This is a genomic window from Nocardioides sp. GCM10028917, from assembly GCF_042666175.1.
Taxonomy (GTDB): domain Bacteria; phylum Actinomycetota; class Actinomycetes; order Propionibacteriales; family Nocardioidaceae; genus Nocardioides.
In genome coordinates this window covers 692,447-713,670 of sequence record NZ_JBHTFL010000007.1, presented here as the reverse complement: position 1 = coordinate 713,670, position 21,224 = coordinate 692,447, and the positions used below count along the sequence as shown (strand labels likewise).

Genomic DNA, 21,224 nt, shown 5'->3' with positions numbered 1-21,224 from the left:
ATGACCCGATGGACCGCCAGCCAGGTGAGCGAGGTCGCGCCTGACGCGGCCTCGTTGGCGGCCGCGCGCAAGCTAGCCGTCCCCGGGCCGTGGCGCGAGACCGGCTGCAGCGAGGTGCTCGTGTGGGGCCAGTGCCAGGGCAGCGGCAAGACGCCCTACCAGGTGAGCGTCGACCTCGTCGGTCCCGCCTACCGGTGCGCGTGCCCGAGCCGGAAGTTCCCCTGCAAGCACGCCCTCGCCCTGCTGATGCTCTGGGCCGAGGGCGTGATCGACGAGTCCGGCCAAGTCGCGGCGTTCGCCGAGGAGTGGGCCACCCAGCGCGCCGAGCGCGCGGCCGGACCCTCCCGCGCCGCCACCGACAGCGCCCCTGACCCTGCGGCCCGGGCCAAGCGCCTCGAGCAGCGGCTGGGCCGGATGGACGCCGGCGTCGAGGACTTCCGGCTCTGGCTCGCCGACCTCGTCCGCGGCGGTCTCGCGGCCGCCCGCACCCAGCCCTACTCCTACTGGGACACCGCAGCCGCCCGCCTCGTCGACGCGCAGCTGCCCGCGCTGGCGGAGCGGGTCCGCGAGGCGGGGTCGCAGGTGCACGCCCGCCGCGAGTGGGCGGCGTACCTCCTCTCGGAGGTCGGGCGCTGGTGGACCATCACGAGCGCGTGGCAGGCACGCGAGCACCTCGACGACGTCGACCTGGCAGAGGTCCGCGTCGCCGTGGGGTGGGCCCAGTCGAGTGAGGAGGTGCGCGACAACGACGTGCGACCCGGGCCGTGGACGGTCCTCGGAGCCGTCCGCACCGACGACGGGAGGCTCCAGCAGCAGCGCACGTGGCTGGCCCACGACGAGGGCGAGGTGGTCGCCGTCCTCGACTTCGCCGGCTACGGCCAGGCCCTCGCCGTCCCCCAGCTCAGCGGCGCCCGGCTCGACGTCGACGTCGCCCGCTACCCCGGCGCCGCACCGCGCCGGGCGCTCTTCCGGGACCCGCCCACGGGTGCCGTTCCGGTCACCGCGCTGCCGGGCCGCACCAGCCTGGCCGAGGTGCACGCCGCCGCCGCGCGACGCCTCGGCCGGACGCCGTGGGGCGAGCGTCACCCCGCGCCGCTCGCCGACGTGCGGGTCGTGCCGGACGGTGAGCGGTGGCGGGTCAGCGACGGCACCGGGTCGTTGCCGGTGGCGGACGGGTCGCCCGTCTGGACCCTGCTCGCGGTCAGCGGCGGGGAGCCCGTGGACGTGTTCGGAGAGGTCGAGTCAGGCACGTTCCGCCCGCTCGCGGTGTGGCTGGACGACGGGGTGATGGGCCTGTGAGCACGGTCGACCAGTGGCTGACCGACGTGGCCACCGCCGCCCTCGTGGGCAGCGCCCGGCGCGAGCCACCACCCGCTCCGGACGTCCTCGCCCTCGACGCGAGCGACGCGTCCGCGGAGCACCGTCTGCTCGCCAGCGCCGCGGTCGCCGACGCCCTCACCCGGGCCGGTGCGCCGCTGCCGCCGGCCAGCGACGTGGTGCTGGCCGCCCCCGCGGAGGTGCGCCCGCCGACGACCGACCGCGCCACCCAGCTGCTCTCCCTGCTGCTCACCCAGTCCCCGGTCTCGCGGCAGGCGCGCGACGAGCTGGTCGTGGAGTGGCTCCGGCTCGCCGAGGCGGCAGGCCAGCGCGTGCCGTGGTACCTGCTGCCCGTCCTGCTCGGCTTCGCCGCCGGCCGCCGCCGCGTGGCCACGGCCCTCGGCGACCAGCTCGGCGAGCGCGGGTGCTGGCTCGTCAACCTCAACGAGGCGTGGTCGGACCTCCTCAACGACCCGGACGAGTCGCGGGTCGCGGTCGAGGTCGACTGGCTCGAGGCGTGGCCGACGATGTCGAGCGCGGAGGCCGTGACGGCGTTCGCCCTCGGTCGGCGGGCCGATCCGGCTGCCGCCCGCGAGCTGCTCGAGGCGCAGTGGTCGACGGTGTCGGCCAAGGTGCGGGCCGACGCCGTCCGTGCTCTCGGCCCGGGCCTCTCAGCGGCCGACGAGCCGCTGCTCGAGCGGGCGCTCGACGACCGGGCCAAGTCCGTCCGCGAGGCGGCCGCCGCGATGCTCGACCGCCTGCCCGGGAGCGCGCGCGCCGCTCGGATGGCGGAGCGGCTCCGACGGCTGGTGCGGGTGCGGGGGACGCTCGTGCGCCACCTCGAGGTCGAGGTGCCCGACGCCCCCGACGAGGCGGCGGTGCGCGACGGCCTGACCGCACCCGCCAAGGGGGTCCACCCCCCGCCCACCGTCTGGCTGTCCCAGGTCGTGCGGGGAGCGCCGCTCTCCACGTGGACGGACATCACCGGTCGCGGCCCGACCGCCACCCTCAAGATGGTGCGCGACGCCGACGTGCTGGCCTGGCTCACCGAGGCCGTCCTGGACCGCCGCGACACCGAGTGGGCCGTCGCGTGCGTCGACCACGGCATCCCCGACCACCGGCTGCTGTGGCTGCTCCCCGAGGATCGACGGGCCAGGCTGCTGACCGACTGGGTGAGCCAGCGCACCGGCGGGCGCGACCTGCGCCAGCTGTTGACCGAGGCGCCGCGACCCTGGCCCGACGACCTGGGTCGCGCCGTGCTGGAGCGGATCCAGGGCGAGAAGGCCGACCGGTCGCTCGGCTACGCCGCCGCTCCGCTCCTGCCGGTGGCACTGGGCGCCGCGCTGGCGCCCGAGATCAACGCCGCCCTCTCCCGCCTGCCCGAGGACGCTGCCCACCTGCGCCGCGCCCTGACCGAGACCCTGCAGCTCCACGCGTTCCGCACGTCCCTGACGGAGGCCTTCAGATGACCACCACGCAGCCCACGCCCGACGTGCTCCGCCGGCACGCCGAGGACGCCCATGCCGACGAGCTGGCGGCCCTGGCGGCGGTCGACGACCGGCCGCGGCCGCCCTCGTGGCACCTCTCGCCCTGGGCGGTGGCGACGTACGTCCTCGGTGGTGAGCTGCCCGACGGCACCGCGATCACGCCGAAGTACGTCGGCCAGCGCCGGCTGATCGAGGTGGCGATCTCCTCGCTGGCCACCGATCGGGCGCTGCTCCTGCTCGGCGTGCCCGGCACCGCCAAGTCGTGGCTCGGCGAGCACCTCGCCGCCGCGATCAGTGGCCGCTCGACCCTGGTCGTGCAGGGCACGGCCGGCACCCAGGAGGAGGCGCTGCGCTACGGCTGGAACTACGCCCGCCTGCTCGCCGAGGGCCCCTCCCGGGAGGCCCTGGTGCCCGGCCCGGTGATGCGCGCGATGGAGACCGGTGCGATCGCACGCGTGGAGGAGCTCACCCGCATCCCGTCCGACGTGCAGGACTCGCTCATCAGCATCCTCTCGGAGAAGACGCTGCCGGTGCCCGAGCTCGACGAGGAGGTCCAGGCCAGGCCCGGCTTCAACCTCATCGCCACCGCCAACAACCGCGACAAGGGGGTGAACGACCTGTCCTCCGCGCTGCGCCGCCGCTTCAACACCGTCGTGCTGCCCCTGCCGGACTCCCTCGAGCAGGAGGTCGAGATCGTCCGGACCCGGGTGGCCGCGCTCGGTGCGTCGCTCGAGCTCCCGGCCGACCTGGCGTCGCTGTCGGAGATCCACCGCGTCGTCACCGTCATGCGCGAGCTCCGCAGCGGCGTCACCGCCGACCAGCGCACGACCATCAAGTCGCCCAGCGCGACGCTGTCCACCGCCGAGGCGATCTCGGTGATGACCAACGGGCTCGCGCTGGCGGCACACTTCGGCGACGGCACGGTGCGGGCCGAGGACGTCGCCGGCGGCCTCATCGGCGCCGTCGTGAAGGACCCCGTGCAGGACCGGCTCGTGTGGCAGGAGTACCTCGAGACGGTCATGCGCAACCGCCGCGAGTGGAGCGACCTCTACCGCGCCTGCCGCGACCTGGGCTGAGCAGGCGCCCATGCCCGTCGACGTCTACGGCGTACGCCACCACGGCCCCGGCTCGGCCCGGGCCGTGCGTGCTGCGCTCGAGGAGCAGCCGCCCGACCTCGTCCTGATCGAGGGCTGCCCGGAGCTCGACGCGATCGTCGACCTGCTGGGCGAGGTCGACATGGTGCCGCCCGTTGCCGGGCTGGTGTACGCCGTCGAGGAGCCCCGGCAGGCGACGTTCTACCCGCTCGCCCACTTCTCGCCGGAGTGGGTCGCGGCACGCTGGGCGCTGGCGCACGGCGCACCGGTGCGGTTCCTCGACCTCCCGGCGACCCACGCCTTCGCGCTGGCGCAGGAGGTGGCGGCCGCGCCCGAGCCGGCCGAGGACCGCGACGAGGAGGCCGAGCCCGTCGAGGAGCCGCCGGTCCCCTCTGAGCGCCTCGACCCGATCGGCACGCTCGCCGCGACGGCCGGGTACGACGACGCCGAGCGATGGTGGGAGGACGCCGTCGAGCAGCGGCACGGATCGCCGGCCGAGCGCTTCGCCGCGATCAGGGAGGCGATGGCCGCGGTCCGGTCCGCCGACACCCGCGCCCACGACGATCCGGAGGTGCGCAGCAACGCCCGCCGCGAGCAGTGGATGCGCAGGGTGCTGCGGGCCGAGATCAAGGCGGCCCCCGAGGCCCGGATCGCGGTGGTGTGCGGGGCCTGGCACGCGCCGGCGCTCGTGCCCGCCGACTTCCCTCCGGCCAGCCGGGACGCCGACCTCATCACCAGGCTGCCCCGCACCAAGGTGGCGGCCGCTTGGACGCCCTGGACCGCGGCCCGGCTCAGCTACGCCTCCGGCTACGGCGCCGGCGTCAGCGCGCCGGGGTGGTACCAGCACCTCTTCGACCACCTGAGCCGTCCCGACCCCGACCCACGCGACCTCGCCACGTCCTGGCTGGTCCGGGTCGCCCGCACCCTGCGCGAGGAACGGCTCGACGCCTCGACCGCATCCGTGGTGGAGGCCGCCCGCCTCGCCGAGACCCTGGCCACCGTCCGCGGCCGGCCGTCCGTCGGGCTGAGCGAGCTCGACGACGCCGCCGAGACGGTGCTGTGCGAGGGGTCCCGGCTGCCGCTCGACCTCGTCCACCGGCGCCTCGTGGTGGGCGAGGCGCTCGGATCCGTGCCGGAGTCGGCGCCGGTCGTCCCGCTCGCCGCCGACCTCACCCGCCAGCAGCGGTCGCTGCGGCTCAAGCCCACGGCGGCCGTCCAGCAGGTCGACCTCGACCTGCGTCGCGAGAGCCAGCTCGCCCGGTCGGTCCTCCTGCACCGCCTCGAGCTGCTCGGTGTGCCGTGGGGCGAGGTCGCCGACACCGGTCGCACGACCGGGACGTTCAAGGAGAGCTGGACGCTGGAGTGGCGACCCGAGCTGGCCGTCGACCTCGTCGAGGCGGGCATCTGGGGCACCACGATCGCCGCCGCCGCGGCGGCCCGGGCCGCCGACCGGGCCGCGCGGTCCGCCGACCTCGCCGAGCTCGCCGCGCTGGTCAGCACCTGCCTCACCGCTGACCTGCCCGAGGGCATCGAGGCGGTCCTCGACGCCCTCGACGCACGGGCCGCGGTCCAGCACGACGTACCCGCGCTGCTCGCCACGGTCGAGCCCCTCGCCCGCACCTGCCGCTACGGCGACGTACGCGGTGCCGACACCGCGCGGGTGCGCACCGTGCTGGCCGCCACGGTCGTCCGCGCCTGCGTCGGCCTCCCGATGGCCTGCGCGAGCCTCGACGACGAGGCGGCCGCCGAGATGGTGACCGCGATCGCTGGCGCGCAGCGGGGTCTCTCCCTGCTCGCCGACCAGGAGCTCGACCCCGTGTGGACGGAGGCGCTCGAGGCGGTGTCCGCGCCCGACCACGTCGCCGGCGGCGTCGCGGGCCGGGCCACCCGCATCCTGCTCGACGCCGGCCGGATCGACGCCGACACCACCGCCCACCGGATGGGCCGCCGACTCTCCCTCGCTGCCTCCGCACCCCAGGCGGCTGCGTGGCTCTCGGGCTTCCTCGCGGGCGACGCGGTGCTGCTCGTCCACGACGCCACCCTGCTCGGGCTGGTCGACACGTGGGTGAGCGAGCTCGACGAGGTGGAGTTCGAGGACCTGCTGCCGCTCGTGCGTCGGACGTTCGCCGACTTCGGTGCCGCCGAGCGCCGCACCATCGGTGAGCAGCTCTCCCGGCTCGGACGGCCCGGCGCCGTCGCGGCGCTGGTGGACAGCGGCATCGACCTCGAGCAGGCCCGACCGGCCCTGCACACCGTGGCCAGGCTCGTCGGCTGGAAGGTGGTGGCGCATGACGGAGCAGCCTGACGGCACCGATCCGACGGGGCAGGCGCCTCGCGACCGGTTGACGAGGTGGCGGCTGATCCTCGGCGGGGAGGAGGCCGACGGCCTCACCGGGCCGGGCGGCGAGGCGGTCGCCCTCGGCGAGGCCGACGGGCGGCGGGACGACGCCCTCTCCGCGCTGTACGACGGTGAGCGCAAGGCCGGCCTCGGCGGGTCCTCGCCCCGGGTGGCGCGCTGGCTCGGCGACATCCGCACCTACTTCCCGTCCTCGGTCGTCCAGGTGATGCAGGGCGACGCGATGGAGCGGCTCGGGCTGCGGCAGATGCTGCTCGAGCCCGAGATGATGCGCGCCGTCCAGCCCGATGTCGGCCTGGTCAGCACGCTGATCGGGCTGGGCCGGGTGATCCCCGAGCACTCCCGCGAGACGGCCCGGGCGGTCGTCCGCCAGGTCACCGACGAGCTGGAGGAGCGGCTGCGGCAGCGCACCGTCCAGGCCGTGACCGGTGCGCTGGACCGGTCCGCGCGGACCCGGCGCCCGCGGATGCGCGACGTCGACTGGCGTCGCACGGTCGCCGCGAACCTCAAGCACTACCTCCCCGAGCACCGCACGGTCGTGCCGGAGCGACTGGTCGGCTACGCCCGCCGCTCCACCCAGGTCGAGCGCGAGATCATCCTCTGCATCGACCAGTCGGGGTCGATGGCGGAGTCGATCGTCTACAGCTCCGTCTTCGGTGCCGTGCTCGCGTCGATCAGGTCGGTGAGCACGCGGCTCGTGGTCTTCGACACCGAGGTGGTCGACCTCAGCGACGAGATCGACGACCCGGTCGACGTGCTGTTCGGCGTCCAGCTCGGCGGCGGCACCGACATCAACCGCGCGCTGGCCTACTGCCAGGGCCGGATCACCCAGCCCGACGACACGGTGCTGGTCCTCATCAGCGACCTCTACGAGGGCGGGATCGCCGAGGAGATGATCAGCCGGGCCAGCGCCGTGGTCGGCTCGGGCGCAACCATGATCGCCCTGCTCGCGCTGAGCGACTCCGGCCAGCCGTCCTTCGACGCCGACCACGCCGCGGCCCTCGCCGAGATCGGCGTGCCGTCCTTCGCGTGCACACCCGACCTCTTCCCCGACCTGATGGCGGCCGCGATCGAGAAGCGCGACATCGGGGAGTGGGCGGCGGCCAACGACGTGGTCACCACCCACGAGACGACGCGTCCGACCTAGACGGCGCTCCGGACCTCCCAGGCCGGGCCCTCGCCGCCGAGCCGGTCGACGAGCCGGCGCCCGACGTGGCCGGCGTTGGCGCGGCGTACGTCCTCGGGCACCTCGGGGAGGTTCTCCTCCCAGTCGAGCAGGCAGGACCCGCGCAGCTGGCCCATCCGGGCCGGGCGTCCGAAGAAGAAGGGGTGGGCGTGGGCGCCGCCGTCGCCGTAGCGGCCGATGTGGCAGCGACCGACGCTGGGCAGCTCCTCGACCGCGGCGGTGATCCGCACCATCAACAGGCCCATCTCGGCGGCCATGTCGTCGGGCAGGTCGGCGATGTCGAAGTGCTCGACCGGCCGCAGGATGAGGGAGACGGGCAGCTTCATGTCGAGGGCGACGAGCAGCCAGCGCTCGTTGCGCCACGCCACCTGCGCCGCACGCTCGGGGGTCATCGGCTGCCGGCAGGAGCAGTCGGCCGGGTCCTCGCCCTCGCGGGGCGGCTCGACGTCCTGCAGCGGCTCGAGCGGCTTGATCCGCAGCCCGTCGAGCTCGAACGGGAAGATGCCCCACCCGGGCATCTCCTCGATGGCCACGGGCAGGCGTCCCTCGGCGTCGGTCGCGGCGGCGACCCGGGCGTGGAACTCTTCAGCAGTCTCGAGGCGGCTCATGGCGCCGAGTCAACCAGCACGCGGCCGTGGACGCGGCGGGCGGAGGTCAGGTCACCAGGGGGACGGCTGGTAGTCCTTGACGAAGCAGCCGAACAGGTCGGTGCCGGCCTCCCCGAGCACGATCGGGTCGTAGACGCGGGCGGCGCCGTCCACGAGGTCGAGCGGGGCGTGCCAGCCCTCGGCCGCGATCCGCAGCTTCTCGTGGTGCGGGCGCTCGTCGGTGATCCAGCCGGTGTCGACGGCGGTCATCAGGATCCCGTCGGTCTCGAACATCTCGCCCGACGACGTACGGGTCATCATGTTCAGCGCGGCCTTGGCCATGTTGGTGTGCGGGTGCCCGGCGCCCTTGTAGCGGCGCGAGAACTGGCCCTCCATGGCGGAGACGTTGACGACGTACGCCCGGCGCGAGGTCGCTGCCGATGCGGCGGCCGCAAGGGCCGGGCGCAGCCGGGAGACCAGCAGGAACGGCGCGATCGAGTTGCACAGCTGCACCTCGAGCAGCTCCAGCGGGTCGACCTCGCCGACGGTCTGGGTCCACGAGTTGTTGGTCTGCACGTCGGGCAGCAGCCCGCCGGCGTCGACGGCGGTGCCCGCAAGGTGCGCGTCGAGGGAGGCGTGCCCGGCCTTGAGCGCGAGCGCGGTGAGGGTCGCGGCGTTGTGGACGGCCATCGCGTGCTCCGCCGACTCACCCTCGTGGTGGGCGACCGGGGTCGGCGCGAGGGCGCCGGCGATCGCGGCTGGGTGGGCCTCGGAGATGTGGTCGAACGTCACCAGCTCCGGGACCGAGTCCTCCGGCAGCGGCAGCGACTCGGCCTCGACCAGCGGGGCGTACGCGCCCGGCGAGCGTCGTACGGTCTGGCACGCGTTGTTGATGAGGATGTCGAGCTGGCCGGCCGCTGCGACGTCGTCGGCGAGGGAGATGACCTGCGTGGGGTCGCGCAGGTCGATGCCGACCACCTTGAGCCGGTGGATCCACTCGTCGCTGTCGGGCAGCGAGCTGAAGCGGCGCACCGCGTCCTTGGGGAAGCGGGTGGTGATGGTGGTGTGGGCGCCGTCGCGGAGCAGCCGGAGCGCGATGTACATGCCGATCTTCGCGCGCCCGCCGGTGAGCAGCGCCCGCTTGCCCGTGAGGTCGGTGCGCTGGTCGCGCTTGGTGTGGCTCATCGCCGCGCACGAGGGGCAGAGCCAGTGGTAGAACGCGTCGACCAGCGTGAAGTCCTGCTTGCAGATGTAGCAGCCGCGGGGGACGAGGAGCTCGCCTGCGAACGCCCCGGCCGCGGTGGAGACCAGCGGGATGCCCGCGGTCTCGTCGTCGATGCGCATCGGCGACCCGGTCGCCGTCCGCTCGATGACCTCGCGGTCGTGGGCCAGCTCGGCGGCGCGCTTGGCGAGCTTGCGCTCGGCCTTGATCGACTTGTACATGTGCGACGCCGCGCGCTTGACCTTCACGTGGTCGGGGTGGTCCCCGGGCAGGTGGTGGAGCGAGGCGAGCACCCGGAGCGTCGCCTGGAGGTCGGCGGGGTCGATCTCGGGATGCTGCTCGGTCACCGGAGCAGGGTACGGCGCCCGATCGCTGACGCCACAAAGGACGGTCACCCGCGACTTGGTGGGCGAGTCTGACACTTGGAGGCCGTTGCAACCCCCTCCGAGTGTCAGATTCCCCGCTCGAGCGGGGATTCCGACCAACGGGCCGACGCTCGGGTCAGCCCTCGCGGGCCGGCGAGCCGTTGATGCGCACGCGGTCGGCGCGCATCCCGTGCTCGACGCCCCAGAGCACCGCCCGCGAGCGCGAGTCGACGTCGATCTTGCGGTAGGCCGAGCGGATGTAGGACTTGATCGAGTTGAGCGACAGCAGGGTGCGCTCGGCGATCTCCTGGTTGCTCAGGCCCATCGTGATCAGCGACAGCACCTCGGCCTCGCGCGCGGTGAGACCCTCCTCGCGCCCGGGCCAGTCGCCGCCGACGAGCGGCGAACGTCCCCGCGACGGCGAGACCACGAGCTGCCCAGAGGAGATGGCGGAGAGGGCGTCGACGAGGCGGGCGGCCGGCAGGCTCTTCGAGAGGTAGCCGCGCACGCCCTGGCTGAGGGTGTCGCGGGTGAGCCAGGGCTGGAAGTTCCACGTGTAGACCGCGACCGCGCGCACCTGCGTGCTGTCGACGAGGTGGCGTACGGCGGAACCGTTGCCCTGCCCCATCCCGAACGTGTCGTAGAGGGCGACGTCCACCGGCTGGGCGACGGGCTTGCCTGCCACCAGCTCGACCACCTCGACGCGGTGGCCGTAGCTGCGCATCATCGCGTCGAGGCCACGGACGACGACCTCGTCGTCGTTGACCAGCGCGACTCGAATCACCATGGGGTCAAGGTACTGCTGTTTGCCGCCGTTGGACCCCCGGACGGGAGAGTCGAGGGGAACCTGCGGTCAGGGCTTCTCGGCGATCCCACCCCTACGGCGGTCGTGCGGTCAGGGTGGCGTCAGGGACAGCAGGGGTCGAAGCGGAAGCCGACGCCGCGGATCGTTCGGATCCACTGGTTGCCCGAGGCGGCCCCGCGCAGCTTGCGACGCAGGTTGGCGAGGTGGACGTCGACGACGTGGGTGCTGTCGGGGACGAAGTCGCCGGCCCACACCGCGCGCATGAGCTCCTCGCGGGGGACCACCACGCCGGGGTTGCCGACGAGGTGCGCCAGGAGGTCGAACTCGGTGCGGGTCAGGTCGATCTCGCGGCCGGAGACCCGCACCTCCCGCGCGCCGCGGTTGAGGGTGAGGTCGCTGCAACCCTCGGAGCTGGTCGGGTCCGCCTCGGGCGCCGGGTGGACCACCAGCGGCGCTGCGGTCGCCTCCGGGGCGGGGTCGCTGCTGCGCGGACGGCGGAAGAGGGCAGCGACCCGCGCCTGCAGCTCGCGCATCGAGAACGGCTTGACGAGGTAGTCGTCGGCGCCGACCTCGAGCCCGACGAGCCGGTCGACCTCGGCCGCGCGGCCGCTGACGACGATCACGTAGCAGTCGGTGATCGTGCGGATCTGGCGGCAGACCTCCACGCCGTCGATGTCGGGCAGGGTGAGGTCGAGCGTGACCAGGTCGGGACTGCCCTCGGCCACGAGCGTCAGCGCCTCGGACCCGGTCCTCGCCACGGTGACGTCGAAGCCGGCCTGGTCGAGGAGCTTGGAGATGGCGTCGCCGACATCGTGGTCGTCCTCGACGACCACGGCTGTCCGTGCGTTCATCATGCGTCTGCCCCCCAGTTGATCATTCACCTACCCTGCCGCACCCGGCCTCAAACCGGGCGGGCGCGGTCGGTGCTCCCCGCCCGCGGCCGATGCTAGGCGGCAGCGGGCGGGAAGCGTGGTCGATCAGGGTGCAGCACCCCCCAAGGAGGGGTCGGCAGGTCTCCCGGCGGGGATGGTCCCGACAGATGTCCCGTCAGAAGTCCAGGCCGCGGGCCCAGTCCTCCGAGTCGATCCGGGCGACGAGGTAGGGGCCGCCGCCGGCGCGGCGTTCCTGCTGCTCGTCCCCCTCGCGGTCCATCCGGTAGCCGATCCCGCGGATGGTGTGGATCCAGGTGGCGTCGGAGTGACGCCGCAGCTTGCCGCGCAGGTTGGCCACGTGGACGTCGACGAGGTGGTGGTCGTGGGTCAGCGCGCTGCTCCAGATCGCCAGCACCATCTCCTCACGGGTGCACACCCGCGACAGGTGCGTCGCGAGGTACTCGAGGACGTCGTACTCGATGCGGGTCAGCTCCACGATCGAGCCGTCGATCTGCACCTCGCGCCGCGCGGAGTTGATCACCAGGCCCGCTCCGGCGGAGATCGTGGACGGCTCGTCCACCGGCTGCGCCGGGCTCGGCACCTGCGGGCTGCGGCCGTTCACCGGCTCCTCGGCGACCGTCCCGGTCCGCGGCCGGCGGAACAGCGCGGCCACCCGGGCGCGCAGCTCGCGCGGGGAGAACGGCTTGAGGACGAAGTCGTCCGCCCCGACCTCGAGGCCGATCAGCTTGTCCACCTCGTCGGAGCGCGCCGACACGATCACGATGTAGCAGTCGCTGGTCTCGCGGATGCGGCGACACACCTCGATGCCGTCCATGTGCGGCAGCGTCAGGTCGAGCGTCACCAGGTCGGGCGGATCGGCTGCCGCCGCGCTCACCGCCTGGCGTCCGTCGAGCGCCGAGGTGACGCGGAAACCCGCCCCCTCGAGAGTCTCCACCAGCGCTGACGAGATGTCCGGATCGTCCTCGACGACCAATGCATGTAGTTCTTGCACGTTCAACCCCCACATATGCGTAGGCAAGGGCCCCACGCCCTCGCCGTGACACCGCCCGGACGGTGTCGCTCGATGCTAATGCCATCGACGGCGCAGAACTAGCAGAGGTCTGAGGGATGAACGGACTGTCTAGACCGGCACATTTTTTGACGGATTCTGCGGTGACGGACCGTGCCGACATGCCATTCCCGTGGTCAGGCCAGGTCCATCGCGCGGTTGACCCACACGTGGTCCACCACCATGCCGACGCGCTCGTACATCGGGAGTGCTCCGGTGCGGGAGTCCGTGCTCAGCTCGGAGGTGCGGGTGCCGTGCTCGCGTCCTCGGGCGAAGGAGTCGACCAGCAGTGCCTGGGCGATCCCGCGGTTGCGCTCGTCGCGCCGCACGGCGAGCCGGTCGACGTACGCCGTCGCCCCGTCGTCCGACACGAGGACCAGCGAGACCCCGACGACGGCGCCGTCCGGGTCGAGGGCGACGCGCAGGTTCCACGGCTCGAACCCGGGTCGGCCGCTCGTGGCGGCTGCGAAGTCCTCGAACGTCTCCCGGTCGCGCACCGACCACTCGAGGAAGGCGTCCTCCAGGACGTCGTGGGCCGCCCGCAGCTCGTCGGGCTCGGCGGTGCGGACGGCGTAGCCCTCCGGCAGCGTGCGCTCGGGGATGGTGGCGCCCTCGGGCAGCTTGAGCACCCAGCTCGTCCACCGGACCCGGAAGCCGAGCGCCTCCAGCAGCCGGTCACCCGGCGAGCCCTGCGGGACCGGCATCCCGACGACCGACGAGCCGACGCTGCGGCCGAGGTCGAGGAGCCAGTGGGCCAGCCAGGTGCCGATGCCGCGACCCCGGTGGCTCGGCAGGACGGAGGTGTCGGCGCGGTCGGCGCCCATCAGCTCGGCGTACGCCACCAGGGTGTCGCCGTCCCACACGCCGATCGAGCGGGCGCCGAGGTCGTGGCTGGGCTTGGCCCAGTCGCTGACGATGTCGGCCTCCTCGATCGCGACCTGGCCGATGTCCTCCTGCTGCTGGGCGGCCATCAGCACGAAGACGTCGTGGGCGTCGGCCTTCTGCAGCGGCCGCGTCGTGAGCCCCTCGGGCAGGTCTGGCATCGCATCTCGCACGGGGAGAGTGTGCTTGCTCACGTGGGGCCTTGTCGCGCCCTTATCGGGCCTCGGGGAATGTCGTGTTCAGGCGTGAGGCCCTACCGTTGGAGGGTGAGTGACGACCAGCCCGTAGCACCCGAGCAGACCTTCTCCGACCTCGGCCTCGCGCCGGAGGTCCTCAAGGCGTTGGCGGACGTCGGCTACGAGACCCCCTCGCAGATCCAGGCCCTCACCATCCCGCCGCTCCTCGAGGGCCGCCACGTCGTCGGCCTCGCCCAGACCGGCACCGGCAAGACGGCCGCGTTCGCCCTGCCGATCCTGTCGCAGCTCGACTTCTCGCAGAAGACGCCTCAGGCCCTCGTCCTCGCCCCGACCCGTGAGCTCGCGCTCCAGGTCTCGGAGGCCTTCGAGAAGTACGCCGCCCACATGAAGGGCGTGCGCGTCCTGCCGATCTACGGCGGCCAGGGCTACGGCGTGCAGCTGTCCGCGCTGCGGCGTGGCGTCCACGTCGTCGTCGGCACGCCGGGCCGCATCATGGACCACCTCGAGAAGGGCACGCTCGACCTGAGCGAGCTGCGCTTCCTCGTCCTCGACGAGGCCGACGAGATGCTGAAGATGGGCTTCGCCGAGGACGTCGAGACGATCCTCGCGGACACCCCCGACACCAAGCACGTCGCGCTGTTCTCGGCCACCATGCCGGCGCAGATCCGCCGCATCTCCAAGAAGTACCTCGAGGACCCGGTCGAGATCACGGTCAAGAGCAAGACCTCGACGGTCTCCTCCATCACCCAGCGCTACCTGATCGTGTCCTACCCGCAGAAGGTCGACGCCCTCACCCGCATCCTCGAGGTCGAGAACTTCGAGGGGATGATCGTCTTCGTCCGCACCAAGAACGAGACCGAGACCCTCGCCGAGAAGCTCCGCGCCCGCGGCTACTCCGCGATGGCGATCAACGGTGACGTCGCCCAGGTGCAGCGCGAACGCACCATCAACCAGCTCAAGGCCGGCAAGCTCGACATTCTCGTCGCGACCGACGTCGCCGCCCGCGGCCTCGACGTCGAGCGCATCAGCCACGTCGTCAACTACGACATCCCGACCGACACCGAGTCCTACGTCCACCGCATCGGTCGCACCGGCCGCGCGGGGCGCAGCGGCGACTCGATCGCCTTCGTCACCCCGCGCGAGCGGCACCTGCTGCGCTCGATCGAGAAGGCCACGCGCCAGCCGCTGACACAGATGCAGCTGCCGACCGTCGACGACGTCAACGCCACCCGCCTGACGCGCTTCGACGACCAGATCACCCAGGCGCTGACCCAGCCGGAGCGGATCGACTTCTTCCGCGACGTGGTCTCGCACTACGTCAGCGAGCACGACGTCTCCGAGGTCGACGTCGCCGCCGCCCTCGCCGCCGTGATGCACGGCGAGCAGCCGCTGCTGCTCGAGCCGGAGCCCGAGCCGCGCACCCGCTCCTTCGAGGAGCGCTCGAGCCACGCCGGCAAGGCCGACCGCGGTCCGCGCGAGTCGCGCAGCGGCCAGCCGATGGCGGCGTACCGCATCGAGGTGGGCAAGCGCCACAAGGTCGAGCCGCGGCAGATCGTCGGCGCCCTGGCCAACGAGGGCGGGCTGTCGCGCGGGGACTTCGGCTACATCTCCATCAAGCCGGACTTCTCCGTCGTCGAGCTCCCCGCCGACCTCCCGGCCGGCACGCTCGACCGCCTCGCCAGCACGCGGATCTCCGGCAAGCTCATCGAGATCAAGCCCGACAACGGCCCGTTCCGCGGTCGCACCGGCGGCGGACACAGTGGCGGGCCACGCAAGGCCGGCGGCTACAAGGGCAAGAACCCCCGCTGACCGGGCACTTCGTGCCCGTCCCGGGTGGTGACCGGGCACTTCGTGCCCGTCCGCAACGCTGACCGTGCACTTCGTGCCCGTCCGATGCAGACGACAACGCCCCCTCCCTCGATCGAGGGAGGGGGCGTCGTCATGTGACGGGCACGAAGCGCCCGGTCGACCTGCACGACGGGCACGAAGTGCCCGGTCAGCGTGTGGGTCAGGCGTTGCGGATGGCCGAGACGTCGAACTCGAGCTTGATCTTCTCGGAGACGAGGACGCCGCCGGTCTCGAGCGCGGCGTTCCAGGTGAGGCCCCAGTCCTTGCGGTTGATGGTGGTCTCGCCCTCGAACCCGACGCGCAGGTTGCCGAAGGGGTCACGGGCCGAGCCGGTGTGCTCGAACTCGATGGTGACGGGCTTCGTGACGTCCTTGATGGTCAGGTCGCCGGTGACGGCCCAGTCGGAGCCGTCGCGCTTCACGTCGGTGGAGGTGAAGGTGATCGTGGGGTACGTCTCGGCGTCGAAGAAGTCGCCGGACGTGAGGTGGCCGTCGCGGTCGGCGCTGCCGGTGTCGACGGAGGCGACCTGGATGGTGAGGTCGACCTTCGAGGCCGTCGGGTTCGCCTCGTCGATGCGGGCGGTGCCCTCGAAGGTGCCGAACTGGCCGCGGACCTTGGTCACCATGGCGTGACGGGCGACGAAGCCGAGGCGGCTGTGGCTGGTGTCGATGGTGTAGTCGCCGGTGAGGTCGTCGATGGCGGTGGTGGGGGCGTCGAAACCGGTGGTCATGGGTGCTCCTCGAGGAAGGCGATGGTTGGTAGAACTTTCAACCACCATAACGGGGAGGCCCGTCAGTTCATTCCCGAGGGCCGGAATGAGTTTCCGTCGGGCGTGGAAATGACGACGAGCCACGCCCGGTGGGCGTGGCTCGTGCGTGCGAGCTGGGCTCGGGCGCCGATCAGGCGGCGTGCATGGCGACCGTCTCGACGGTCGACCAGCGTGCCTCCATGTGGCTGCGGCCCGACGCGTCCGTGACGGCGACCCAGGCGCAGACCGGCCTCGTGGTCATCGACTGCTTGCTCATGTGACACCTCCCGTTCACCTTGTGTTCACCTAGGCTAACACATCCCCACTGGCACACCACTCTTCCGCTCGACGGGGGCGTACGTCCCCCACTCGAGCAACAGCACGCGAGTGCACGGCACGTCAGCGCCCCACTTGTGACTCGTGGGAAGTGCCCAGATGCGCCATCCGGCATCGCTGTATCGCGTTCTTGCCCGAATTCGGGCAGGAAGTTGTCATCCGGGTGGCCGAGGCGGATGATCGTCCGGTGCCGGACCCCGTCCTCGTCGCCCATGTCGTCGCCACCACGTCGTTGACGCCCGGCGAGGCCGCCCGGGTCGTCGAGGACGTCATCTCCTTCCACGCCCAGTCGGTGGAGGACTACGTCCGGGCTCGCCACGCGAGCCTCAAGACGTACGGCGCCAAGAACCCCGAGATCTTCGCGCAGATCGCCGAGGAGCTCGCCCAGCGAGTCGTGGCCGCACCGGAGCTCTCCGAGCGGCAGCTGCGACGCATCATCTACGGATAGGACGCAAACGACATGTGTGGAATCGTCGGCTACATCGGCCGCCAGGAGGCGGCTCCGGTCGTCCTCGAGGGGCTGACCCGGCTCGAGCACCGCGGCTACGACTCGGCGGGGGTCGCCGTCCTCGGCAACCGGGGGATCCGGGTGGCCAAGCAGGCCGGGAGGGTGCGCGACCTCGGTGACGCGCTGCCGAAGCGGTTCGCCGGCGCCACCGGGATCGGTCACACCCGCTGGGCGACGCACGGGCCGGCGACCGACGCCAACGCCCACCCCCACACCGACGAGGCCGGCCGGGTGGCGGTCGTGCACAACGGGATCATCGACAACTCCGCCGCGCTCCGCGCCGAGCTGGCTGACGCGGGCACCGCGCTCGCCAGCGACACCGACACCGAGGTGCTCGCCCACCTCGTCGCGCGCAGCGACGCCGACACCCTCGAGGGCAAGGTCCGGGACGCGCTGGGCGCGGTGGTCGGGACCTACGGCCTCGCAGTGCTCCACGCCGACTTCCCGGACCGCATCGTCGTGGCCCGCAACGGCAGCCCCCTGGTGGTGGGCGTGGGCGACAAGGAGATGTACGTCGCCTCCGACCTGGCCGCGATCGTGCGGCACACGACCACGGTGGCGGTCCTCGACGACGGCGAGATGGCCACCGTCACCGCGGCCGGGTTCAGCACGATGCGCCACAGCGACCTCGTCGCCACCGGCAAGACGGCGGCCGAGGTCGACGTCGACGCGTCGGCGTACGAGGCGGGCGAGCACGAGTCGTTCATGCGGAAGGAGATCCTCGAGCAGCCGACCACGGCGCAGGCCGTGCTGCGCGGTCGCCTCGACGAGCGCTTCGGCACCGCCCACCTCGGCGGGCTCGACATGGACGCCCGCCAGCTGCGGGCCGTGCGTCGCGTGAAGATCCTCGGCTGCGGCTCGGCCTACTACGTCGGCCAGATGGGCGCCGCTCTCATCGAGGAGCTGGCCCGCATCCCCGCGGACGCGGAGGCCGCCAGCGAGTTCCGCTACCGCGACCCGGTCATCGAGCCGGACACCCTCTACGTCGCCGTGAGCCAGTCCGGCGAGACCATCGACACCCTGCTGGCGGTGCAGGAGGTACGCCGCAAGGGTGGCCGCTGCGTCGGCCTGGTCAACGTGGTCGGGTCGGCGATCGCCCGCGAGTGCGACGGCGGGATCTACCTGCACGCCGGTCCCGAGGTCGCCGTCGCCAGCACCAAGGCGCTGACCAACATGTTCCTCGCCTTCGCGCTGCTCGCCCTCCAGCTGGGTCGGGTGCGCGACCTGTCGATCGCCGACGGCAAGCGCCTGGTCGCCGGCCTCGAGCGGCTGCCCGGACAGATCGAGGAGGTCCTGGCCGGCGAGGCGGAGCTGGTCGAGGTCGCGAAGGACCTCGCCGAGGCGCGCAGCCTGTTCTTCATCGGTCGCGTGCGCGGCTTCCCGGTGGCCCGCGAGGGCGCGCAGAAGTTCAAGGAGATCAGCTACCGCCACGCCGAGGCCTACCAGACCTCCGAGCTCAAGCACGGTCCGCTCGCCCTCATCGACCCGGAGGTGCCGACCGTCGCGCTGGTGCCGCACGACGAGCTGGCCGAGCGCAACGTCGGTGCGCTGCACGAGATCGAGGCGCGCAAGGGTCCGCTGGTCGTCATCACCCACGAGGGGGTCGACCTCGGCGAGGTGAACGCCCGCCGGATCGTCGTGCCCCGCAACGAGCCCGAGCTCGACCCGATCCTGCTCAACGTCCCGCTCCAGCTGCTCGCCTACCACGCGGCCCAGCACCTCGGTCACGACATCGACAAGCCGCGCAACCTCGCGAAGTCCGTCACCGTGGAGTAAGCGGTGTTGTCTGGCGCCTCCGCTTCGCTTCGGCGCGTGTCGCGGCGCTCGTGACCCGCTCGTTCGTCGTCGTTGTCGCGACCTCCCCCGCTGCGCTCCTCCGGCCGCGACCCTCCTCCTGCACTCCCGGGCGCGCCGCGACGAAGCACCAGTCACGGGCCGGCGGCAGCCGTGCCACGCCTCGGGCCGGAAGTCATCGGTCGGTGGTGCTGTCCGCGTCGCGGCGACGAACGAGCCGGTCACGAGCGCGCGGACACGGCGAAGCGGAGCGAGCCCATCAGAAATGGACTGGCCGCCCCTTGCCGCATGGGGTCGGCAAGGGGCGCGCCGGGAGAACCTTCCCACCGGGCCCACGTCCTGTCCGTGGATCGATGGAAGTGCCGACGTATTTTGCTGTCGGCTGCATCACGTGGCGTCGGCGGCGCTTCCGGCGAGCTCCAGCGCCCGTCGCGCGAGCGGCTCGGCGGCGGTGCGGTCGGCGGCGACGAGGCCCACGCGGGTACGCCGGTCGAGCAGGTCGGCGATGTCGTGCGCGCCCTCGTGGGTGACGGCGAAGACCAGCTCGGCGAGCGTCGCCGGGACGTCCTCCGACACGGGCGCGAGCAGCTCGCCGTCGGCCAGGCCGGTGACCTCGCGGGCGGTGGCGAGCACGAGCTCGGCGTCGGTGCCGAAGCGTCGTACGAGCCGGGCGGGCGCCGTCGTCCGGCGCAGGTCGTCCGGTGCGGCGGCACCGAGCAGGGGGAGTGACGCCGTGCGGCACGGGTCCGCGTCCAGGCGCCCTGCGGCGACGAGTGCGTCGAGGGTGTCCTGCGCCATCCGCCGGTAGGTCGTCAGCTTGCCGCCCACCACGGTCGTCACGCCGGTGGTGGACGTGAGGATGGCGTGGCGGCGCGATAGGTCGGACGTCGCGTCCGTGCCGGCGACCTCGAGCAGCGGCCGCAGGCCGGCGAAGGCGCCGACGACCTCGCGCCTCGTCGGCGGAGTGGTGAAGGCGGTGGCCACGACCCCGAGCAGGAAGTCGATCTCGGCCTCGCTGGCCGCGGGCACGTCGGGCACCGGTCCGGTCACGGGCTCGTCGGTGAGGCCGACGTAGATCGTGCCGTCGGGCTGCGGCAGCACCATCGCGAAGCGCGACGTCGTGTCCGGGATCGGCACCATCACCGCGACGCGGGTGTGCGGCAGCGCCGACCCGCGCAGGACGAGGTGGGTGCCGCGACTCGGTCGCAGCCGCACCTGCTCGTCGAGGCCGCCGGCCCAGACGCCGGTCGCGTTGACGACCGCCCTCGCGCGGACGTCGTACGTCGTCCCGGTGAGCTCGTCGCGCATCGTGACACCGGCGCCGGTCGCGGAGGTGACGCGGGCACGGGTGCGCACGTGGGCGCCGTACGACGCAGCGGTCCGGGCCACCGTGACGACGAGGCGGGCGTCGTCCTCGAGCTGCCCGTCCCACGCGAGCAGCCCGCCGCGCAGCGTGTCGGCGCGCAGGGCGGGGGCGAGGCCGAGCGCCTCGGTGGAGTTGAGGCGGCGCGGGCGCGGAAGCGTCCGGGTGGTGGTGCGGGCGCTGCGCCGCAGCGCGTCGCCCGCCTGCAGCCCGCCCCACGTGAAGGCCGTCCGGCTGCGCGGCATCGCGTCGTTGACCGGGGTCAGCATCGGCAGCGGGCGGACCAGGTGGGGGGCGGTGACCTCCATGAGGATGCCGCGCTCCACGGCGCTCTCGCGGGCGATGGCGAGCTGTCCCTGCGCGAGGTAGCGCAGGCCACCGTGCACGAGCTTGGACGACCAGCGCGACGTGCCGAATGCCAGGTCGTGCGCGTCGACCGCGAGCACCGTCAGGCCGCGGGTGACGGCGTCGAGGGCGACACCCGCGCCGGTGATGCCGAGGCCGACCACCACGACGTCCACCTCGTCGGGGACGCCGGCGAGTCCCGGGACGATGCGGCGGGCCGGGGGCATCAGGGCTCCAGGGCGCGGGCGACGGCGCGGGCGTACTCCGCGTCCAGGTCGTCCAGCCCGACCCGGTCGTCGGTCATGGTCAACGCCGAGAAGACGAACCCGTGGCCCGCGAGGGTCAGCGACCGCGCCATCAGCACCGGGTCGCCGGACCGGATGGCGCCGTGGGCCTGGCCGCTGGCGATCTCGGCCGCGAGGATCTCGACGAGCGCCTCCTGCGAGCGCCCGCGACGGTGGAGCAGGTAGGGCAGCATCAGGTCGGGGTCGAGCTCGACGATCCGGACGAAGAGCTCGTTGTCGCGCAGCGCCCGGACGGTCGCGAGGGCGGCCTCGGCGATGCCGTCGGGGGTCGTCGTGTCGGCGGCGGCGCCCTGCGTCGCGGCGGCGATGCCGACCCACTCGCGGGTCATCAGGTCGCCGAGCAGCGAACCCATGTCGGGCCACGCGCGGTAGATCGTCATCCGCGAGACGCTGGCCCGCTTCGCTACCTCCGTCAGCGTCGTACGCCGCCAGCCGACGTCGAGGATGCAGGCGCGCGCGGCGTCGAGGTATCCGTCCAGACGCGGGTCGGCGGCCGCGCTCGTGGTGTGACGAAGTGACGTCATGTGTCACACTGTAA

At 72.9% G+C, this 21,224-nt stretch carries 17 protein-coding genes; 8 read left to right on the top strand and 9 right to left on the bottom strand.

The features are described 5' to 3' along the window. The 5 genes from ACFQW6_RS12790 to ACFQW6_RS12770 are packed head-to-tail and all read left to right on the top strand — an operon-like array spanning position 1 to position 7,401. Entirely contained in the window at positions 1-1,299 is a 1,299-nt protein-coding gene (locus ACFQW6_RS12790; RefSeq protein WP_378545536.1) for an SWIM zinc finger family protein, read from the top strand. Next, positions 1,296-2,786, top strand: a complete 1,491-nt coding sequence (locus ACFQW6_RS12785; protein ID WP_378545533.1) for a DUF5691 domain-containing protein — start codon at positions 1,296-1,298, stop codon at positions 2,784-2,786. Before ACFQW6_RS12790 ends, ACFQW6_RS12785 begins: the two co-directional genes overlap by 4 nt. Next, complete coding sequence (locus tag ACFQW6_RS12780) at positions 2,783-3,880, top strand: AAA family ATPase (RefSeq protein ID WP_378545530.1); 1,098 nt, start codon at positions 2,783-2,785, stop codon at positions 3,878-3,880. The genes ACFQW6_RS12785 and ACFQW6_RS12780 overlap by 4 nt, the downstream gene beginning before the upstream one ends. A 10-nt stretch (positions 3,881-3,890) precedes the next feature. Continuing rightward, the gene (locus tag ACFQW6_RS12775) at positions 3,891-6,203 is read left to right on the top strand and encodes a DUF5682 family protein (protein ID WP_378545527.1); all 2,313 of its coding nucleotides are present in this window, start codon (positions 3,891-3,893) and stop codon (positions 6,201-6,203) included. Further along, complete coding sequence (locus ACFQW6_RS12770; protein WP_378545524.1) at positions 6,187-7,401, top strand: VWA domain-containing protein; 1,215 nt, start codon at positions 6,187-6,189, stop codon at positions 7,399-7,401. Before ACFQW6_RS12775 ends, ACFQW6_RS12770 begins: the two co-directional genes overlap by 17 nt. Here ACFQW6_RS12770 and ACFQW6_RS12765 read toward each other — a convergent pair. The 6 genes from ACFQW6_RS12765 to ACFQW6_RS12740 all read right to left on the bottom strand — a co-directional run bounded on the left by ACFQW6_RS12765 (position 7,398) and on the right by ACFQW6_RS12740 (position 13,415). Next, positions 7,398-8,048, bottom strand: coding sequence for a hypothetical protein (locus tag ACFQW6_RS12765; RefSeq protein WP_378545521.1), 651 nt, complete (start codon positions 8,046-8,048; stop codon positions 7,398-7,400). The two genes, ACFQW6_RS12770 and ACFQW6_RS12765, sit on opposite strands and share 4 nt — an antisense overlap. A 51-nt stretch (positions 8,049-8,099) precedes the next feature. Further along, positions 8,100-9,596, bottom strand: coding sequence for an SDR family NAD(P)-dependent oxidoreductase (locus ACFQW6_RS12760; RefSeq protein WP_378545518.1), 1,497 nt, complete (start codon positions 9,594-9,596; stop codon positions 8,100-8,102). Positions 9,597-9,750: 154 nt separating this feature from the next. Further along, positions 9,751-10,401: a DNA-binding response regulator gene (locus ACFQW6_RS12755; protein WP_378545515.1), complete on the bottom strand. Its 651-nt coding sequence runs from the start codon at positions 10,399-10,401 to the stop codon at positions 9,751-9,753. A 119-nt stretch (positions 10,402-10,520) separates the two neighbouring features. Next, complete coding sequence (locus ACFQW6_RS12750) at positions 10,521-11,273, bottom strand: response regulator transcription factor (RefSeq protein ID WP_378545512.1); 753 nt, start codon at positions 11,271-11,273, stop codon at positions 10,521-10,523. Positions 11,274-11,466: 193 nt separating this feature from the next. Continuing rightward, the gene (locus ACFQW6_RS12745) at positions 11,467-12,318 is read right to left on the bottom strand and encodes a response regulator transcription factor (protein ID WP_378545509.1); all 852 of its coding nucleotides are present in this window, start codon (positions 12,316-12,318) and stop codon (positions 11,467-11,469) included. 179 nt (positions 12,319-12,497) lie between these two features. Continuing rightward, positions 12,498-13,415, bottom strand: a complete 918-nt coding sequence (locus ACFQW6_RS12740) for a GNAT family N-acetyltransferase (protein ID WP_378545506.1) — start codon at positions 13,413-13,415, stop codon at positions 12,498-12,500. Positions 13,416-13,508: 93 nt separating this feature from the next. Here ACFQW6_RS12740 and ACFQW6_RS12735 point away from each other — a divergent pair, with 93 nt between their 5' ends. Beyond that, entirely contained in the window at positions 13,509-15,248 is a 1,740-nt protein-coding gene (locus tag ACFQW6_RS12735; RefSeq protein WP_378545503.1) for a DEAD/DEAH box helicase, read from the top strand. Positions 15,249-15,447: 199 nt separating this feature from the next. Here ACFQW6_RS12735 and ACFQW6_RS12730 read toward each other — a convergent pair whose 3' ends face one another. Further along, positions 15,448-16,017, bottom strand: a complete 570-nt coding sequence (locus ACFQW6_RS12730; RefSeq protein WP_378545500.1) for a YceI family protein — start codon at positions 16,015-16,017, stop codon at positions 15,448-15,450. 541 nt (positions 16,018-16,558) lie between these two features. On the opposite strand from ACFQW6_RS12730, the gene ACFQW6_RS12725 reads away from it, so the two are divergent. Together ACFQW6_RS12725 and glmS are read left to right on the top strand one after the other, a co-directional pair. Then, positions 16,559-16,819 (top strand): hypothetical protein, encoded by a 261-nt coding sequence (locus ACFQW6_RS12725; RefSeq protein ID WP_378545497.1) that lies wholly within the window; start codon positions 16,559-16,561, stop codon positions 16,817-16,819. 12 nt (positions 16,820-16,831) lie between these two features. Next, a complete protein-coding gene (gene glmS, locus ACFQW6_RS12720) occupies positions 16,832-18,655 on the top strand; it encodes a glutamine--fructose-6-phosphate transaminase (isomerizing) (RefSeq protein WP_378545494.1) in 1,824 nt (607 codons plus the stop codon). Between the two features lie 405 nt (positions 18,656-19,060). Here the strand turns inward: glmS and ACFQW6_RS12715 are convergent, their stop codons facing one another. Beyond that, positions 19,061-20,608 carry a glycerol-3-phosphate dehydrogenase/oxidase gene (locus tag ACFQW6_RS12715; RefSeq protein ID WP_378545491.1) on the bottom strand — a complete coding sequence of 516 codons (1,548 nt, stop codon included), beginning with the start codon at positions 20,606-20,608 and terminating at the stop codon, positions 19,061-19,063. Beyond that, positions 20,608-21,210: a TetR/AcrR family transcriptional regulator gene (locus tag ACFQW6_RS12710; RefSeq protein WP_378545488.1), complete on the bottom strand. Its 603-nt coding sequence runs from the start codon at positions 21,208-21,210 to the stop codon at positions 20,608-20,610. The genes ACFQW6_RS12715 and ACFQW6_RS12710 overlap by 1 nt, the downstream gene beginning before the upstream one ends. Between the last annotated feature and the right edge of the window lie 14 nt (positions 21,211-21,224).

What these genes read in the sequence shown, in the direction of transcription:
- ACFQW6_RS12790 (WP_378545536.1), top strand. Translation starts at nt 1, where the DNA reads ATGACCCGATGGACCGCCAGCCAGGTGAGCGAGGTCGCGCCTGACGCG.
- ACFQW6_RS12780 (WP_378545530.1), top strand. Translation starts at nt 2,783, where the DNA reads ATGACCACCACGCAGCCCACGCCCGACGTGCTCCGCCGGCACGCCGAG.
- ACFQW6_RS12775 (WP_378545527.1), top strand. Translation starts at nt 3,891, where the DNA reads ATGCCCGTCGACGTCTACGGCGTACGCCACCACGGCCCCGGCTCGGCC.
- ACFQW6_RS12770 (WP_378545524.1), top strand. Translation starts at nt 6,187, where the DNA reads ATGACGGAGCAGCCTGACGGCACCGATCCGACGGGGCAGGCGCCTCGC.
- ACFQW6_RS12765 (WP_378545521.1), bottom strand. Translation starts at nt 8,048, where the DNA reads ATGAGCCGCCTCGAGACTGCTGAAGAGTTCCACGCCCGGGTCGCCGCC.
- ACFQW6_RS12755 (WP_378545515.1), bottom strand. Translation starts at nt 10,401, where the DNA reads ATGGTGATTCGAGTCGCGCTGGTCAACGACGACGAGGTCGTCGTCCGT.
- ACFQW6_RS12750 (WP_378545512.1), bottom strand. Translation starts at nt 11,273, where the DNA reads ATGATGAACGCACGGACAGCCGTGGTCGTCGAGGACGACCACGATGTC.
- ACFQW6_RS12745 (WP_378545509.1), bottom strand. Translation starts at nt 12,318, where the DNA reads ATGTGGGGGTTGAACGTGCAAGAACTACATGCATTGGTCGTCGAGGAC.
- ACFQW6_RS12730 (WP_378545500.1), bottom strand. Translation starts at nt 16,017, where the DNA reads ATGACCACCGGTTTCGACGCCCCCACCACCGCCATCGACGACCTCACC.
- glmS (WP_378545494.1), top strand. Translation starts at nt 16,832, where the DNA reads ATGTGTGGAATCGTCGGCTACATCGGCCGCCAGGAGGCGGCTCCGGTC.
- ACFQW6_RS12715 (WP_378545491.1), bottom strand. Translation starts at nt 20,608, where the DNA reads ATGCCCCCGGCCCGCCGCATCGTCCCGGGACTCGCCGGCGTCCCCGAC.
- ACFQW6_RS12710 (WP_378545488.1), bottom strand. Translation starts at nt 21,210, where the DNA reads ATGACGTCACTTCGTCACACCACGAGCGCGGCCGCCGACCCGCGTCTG.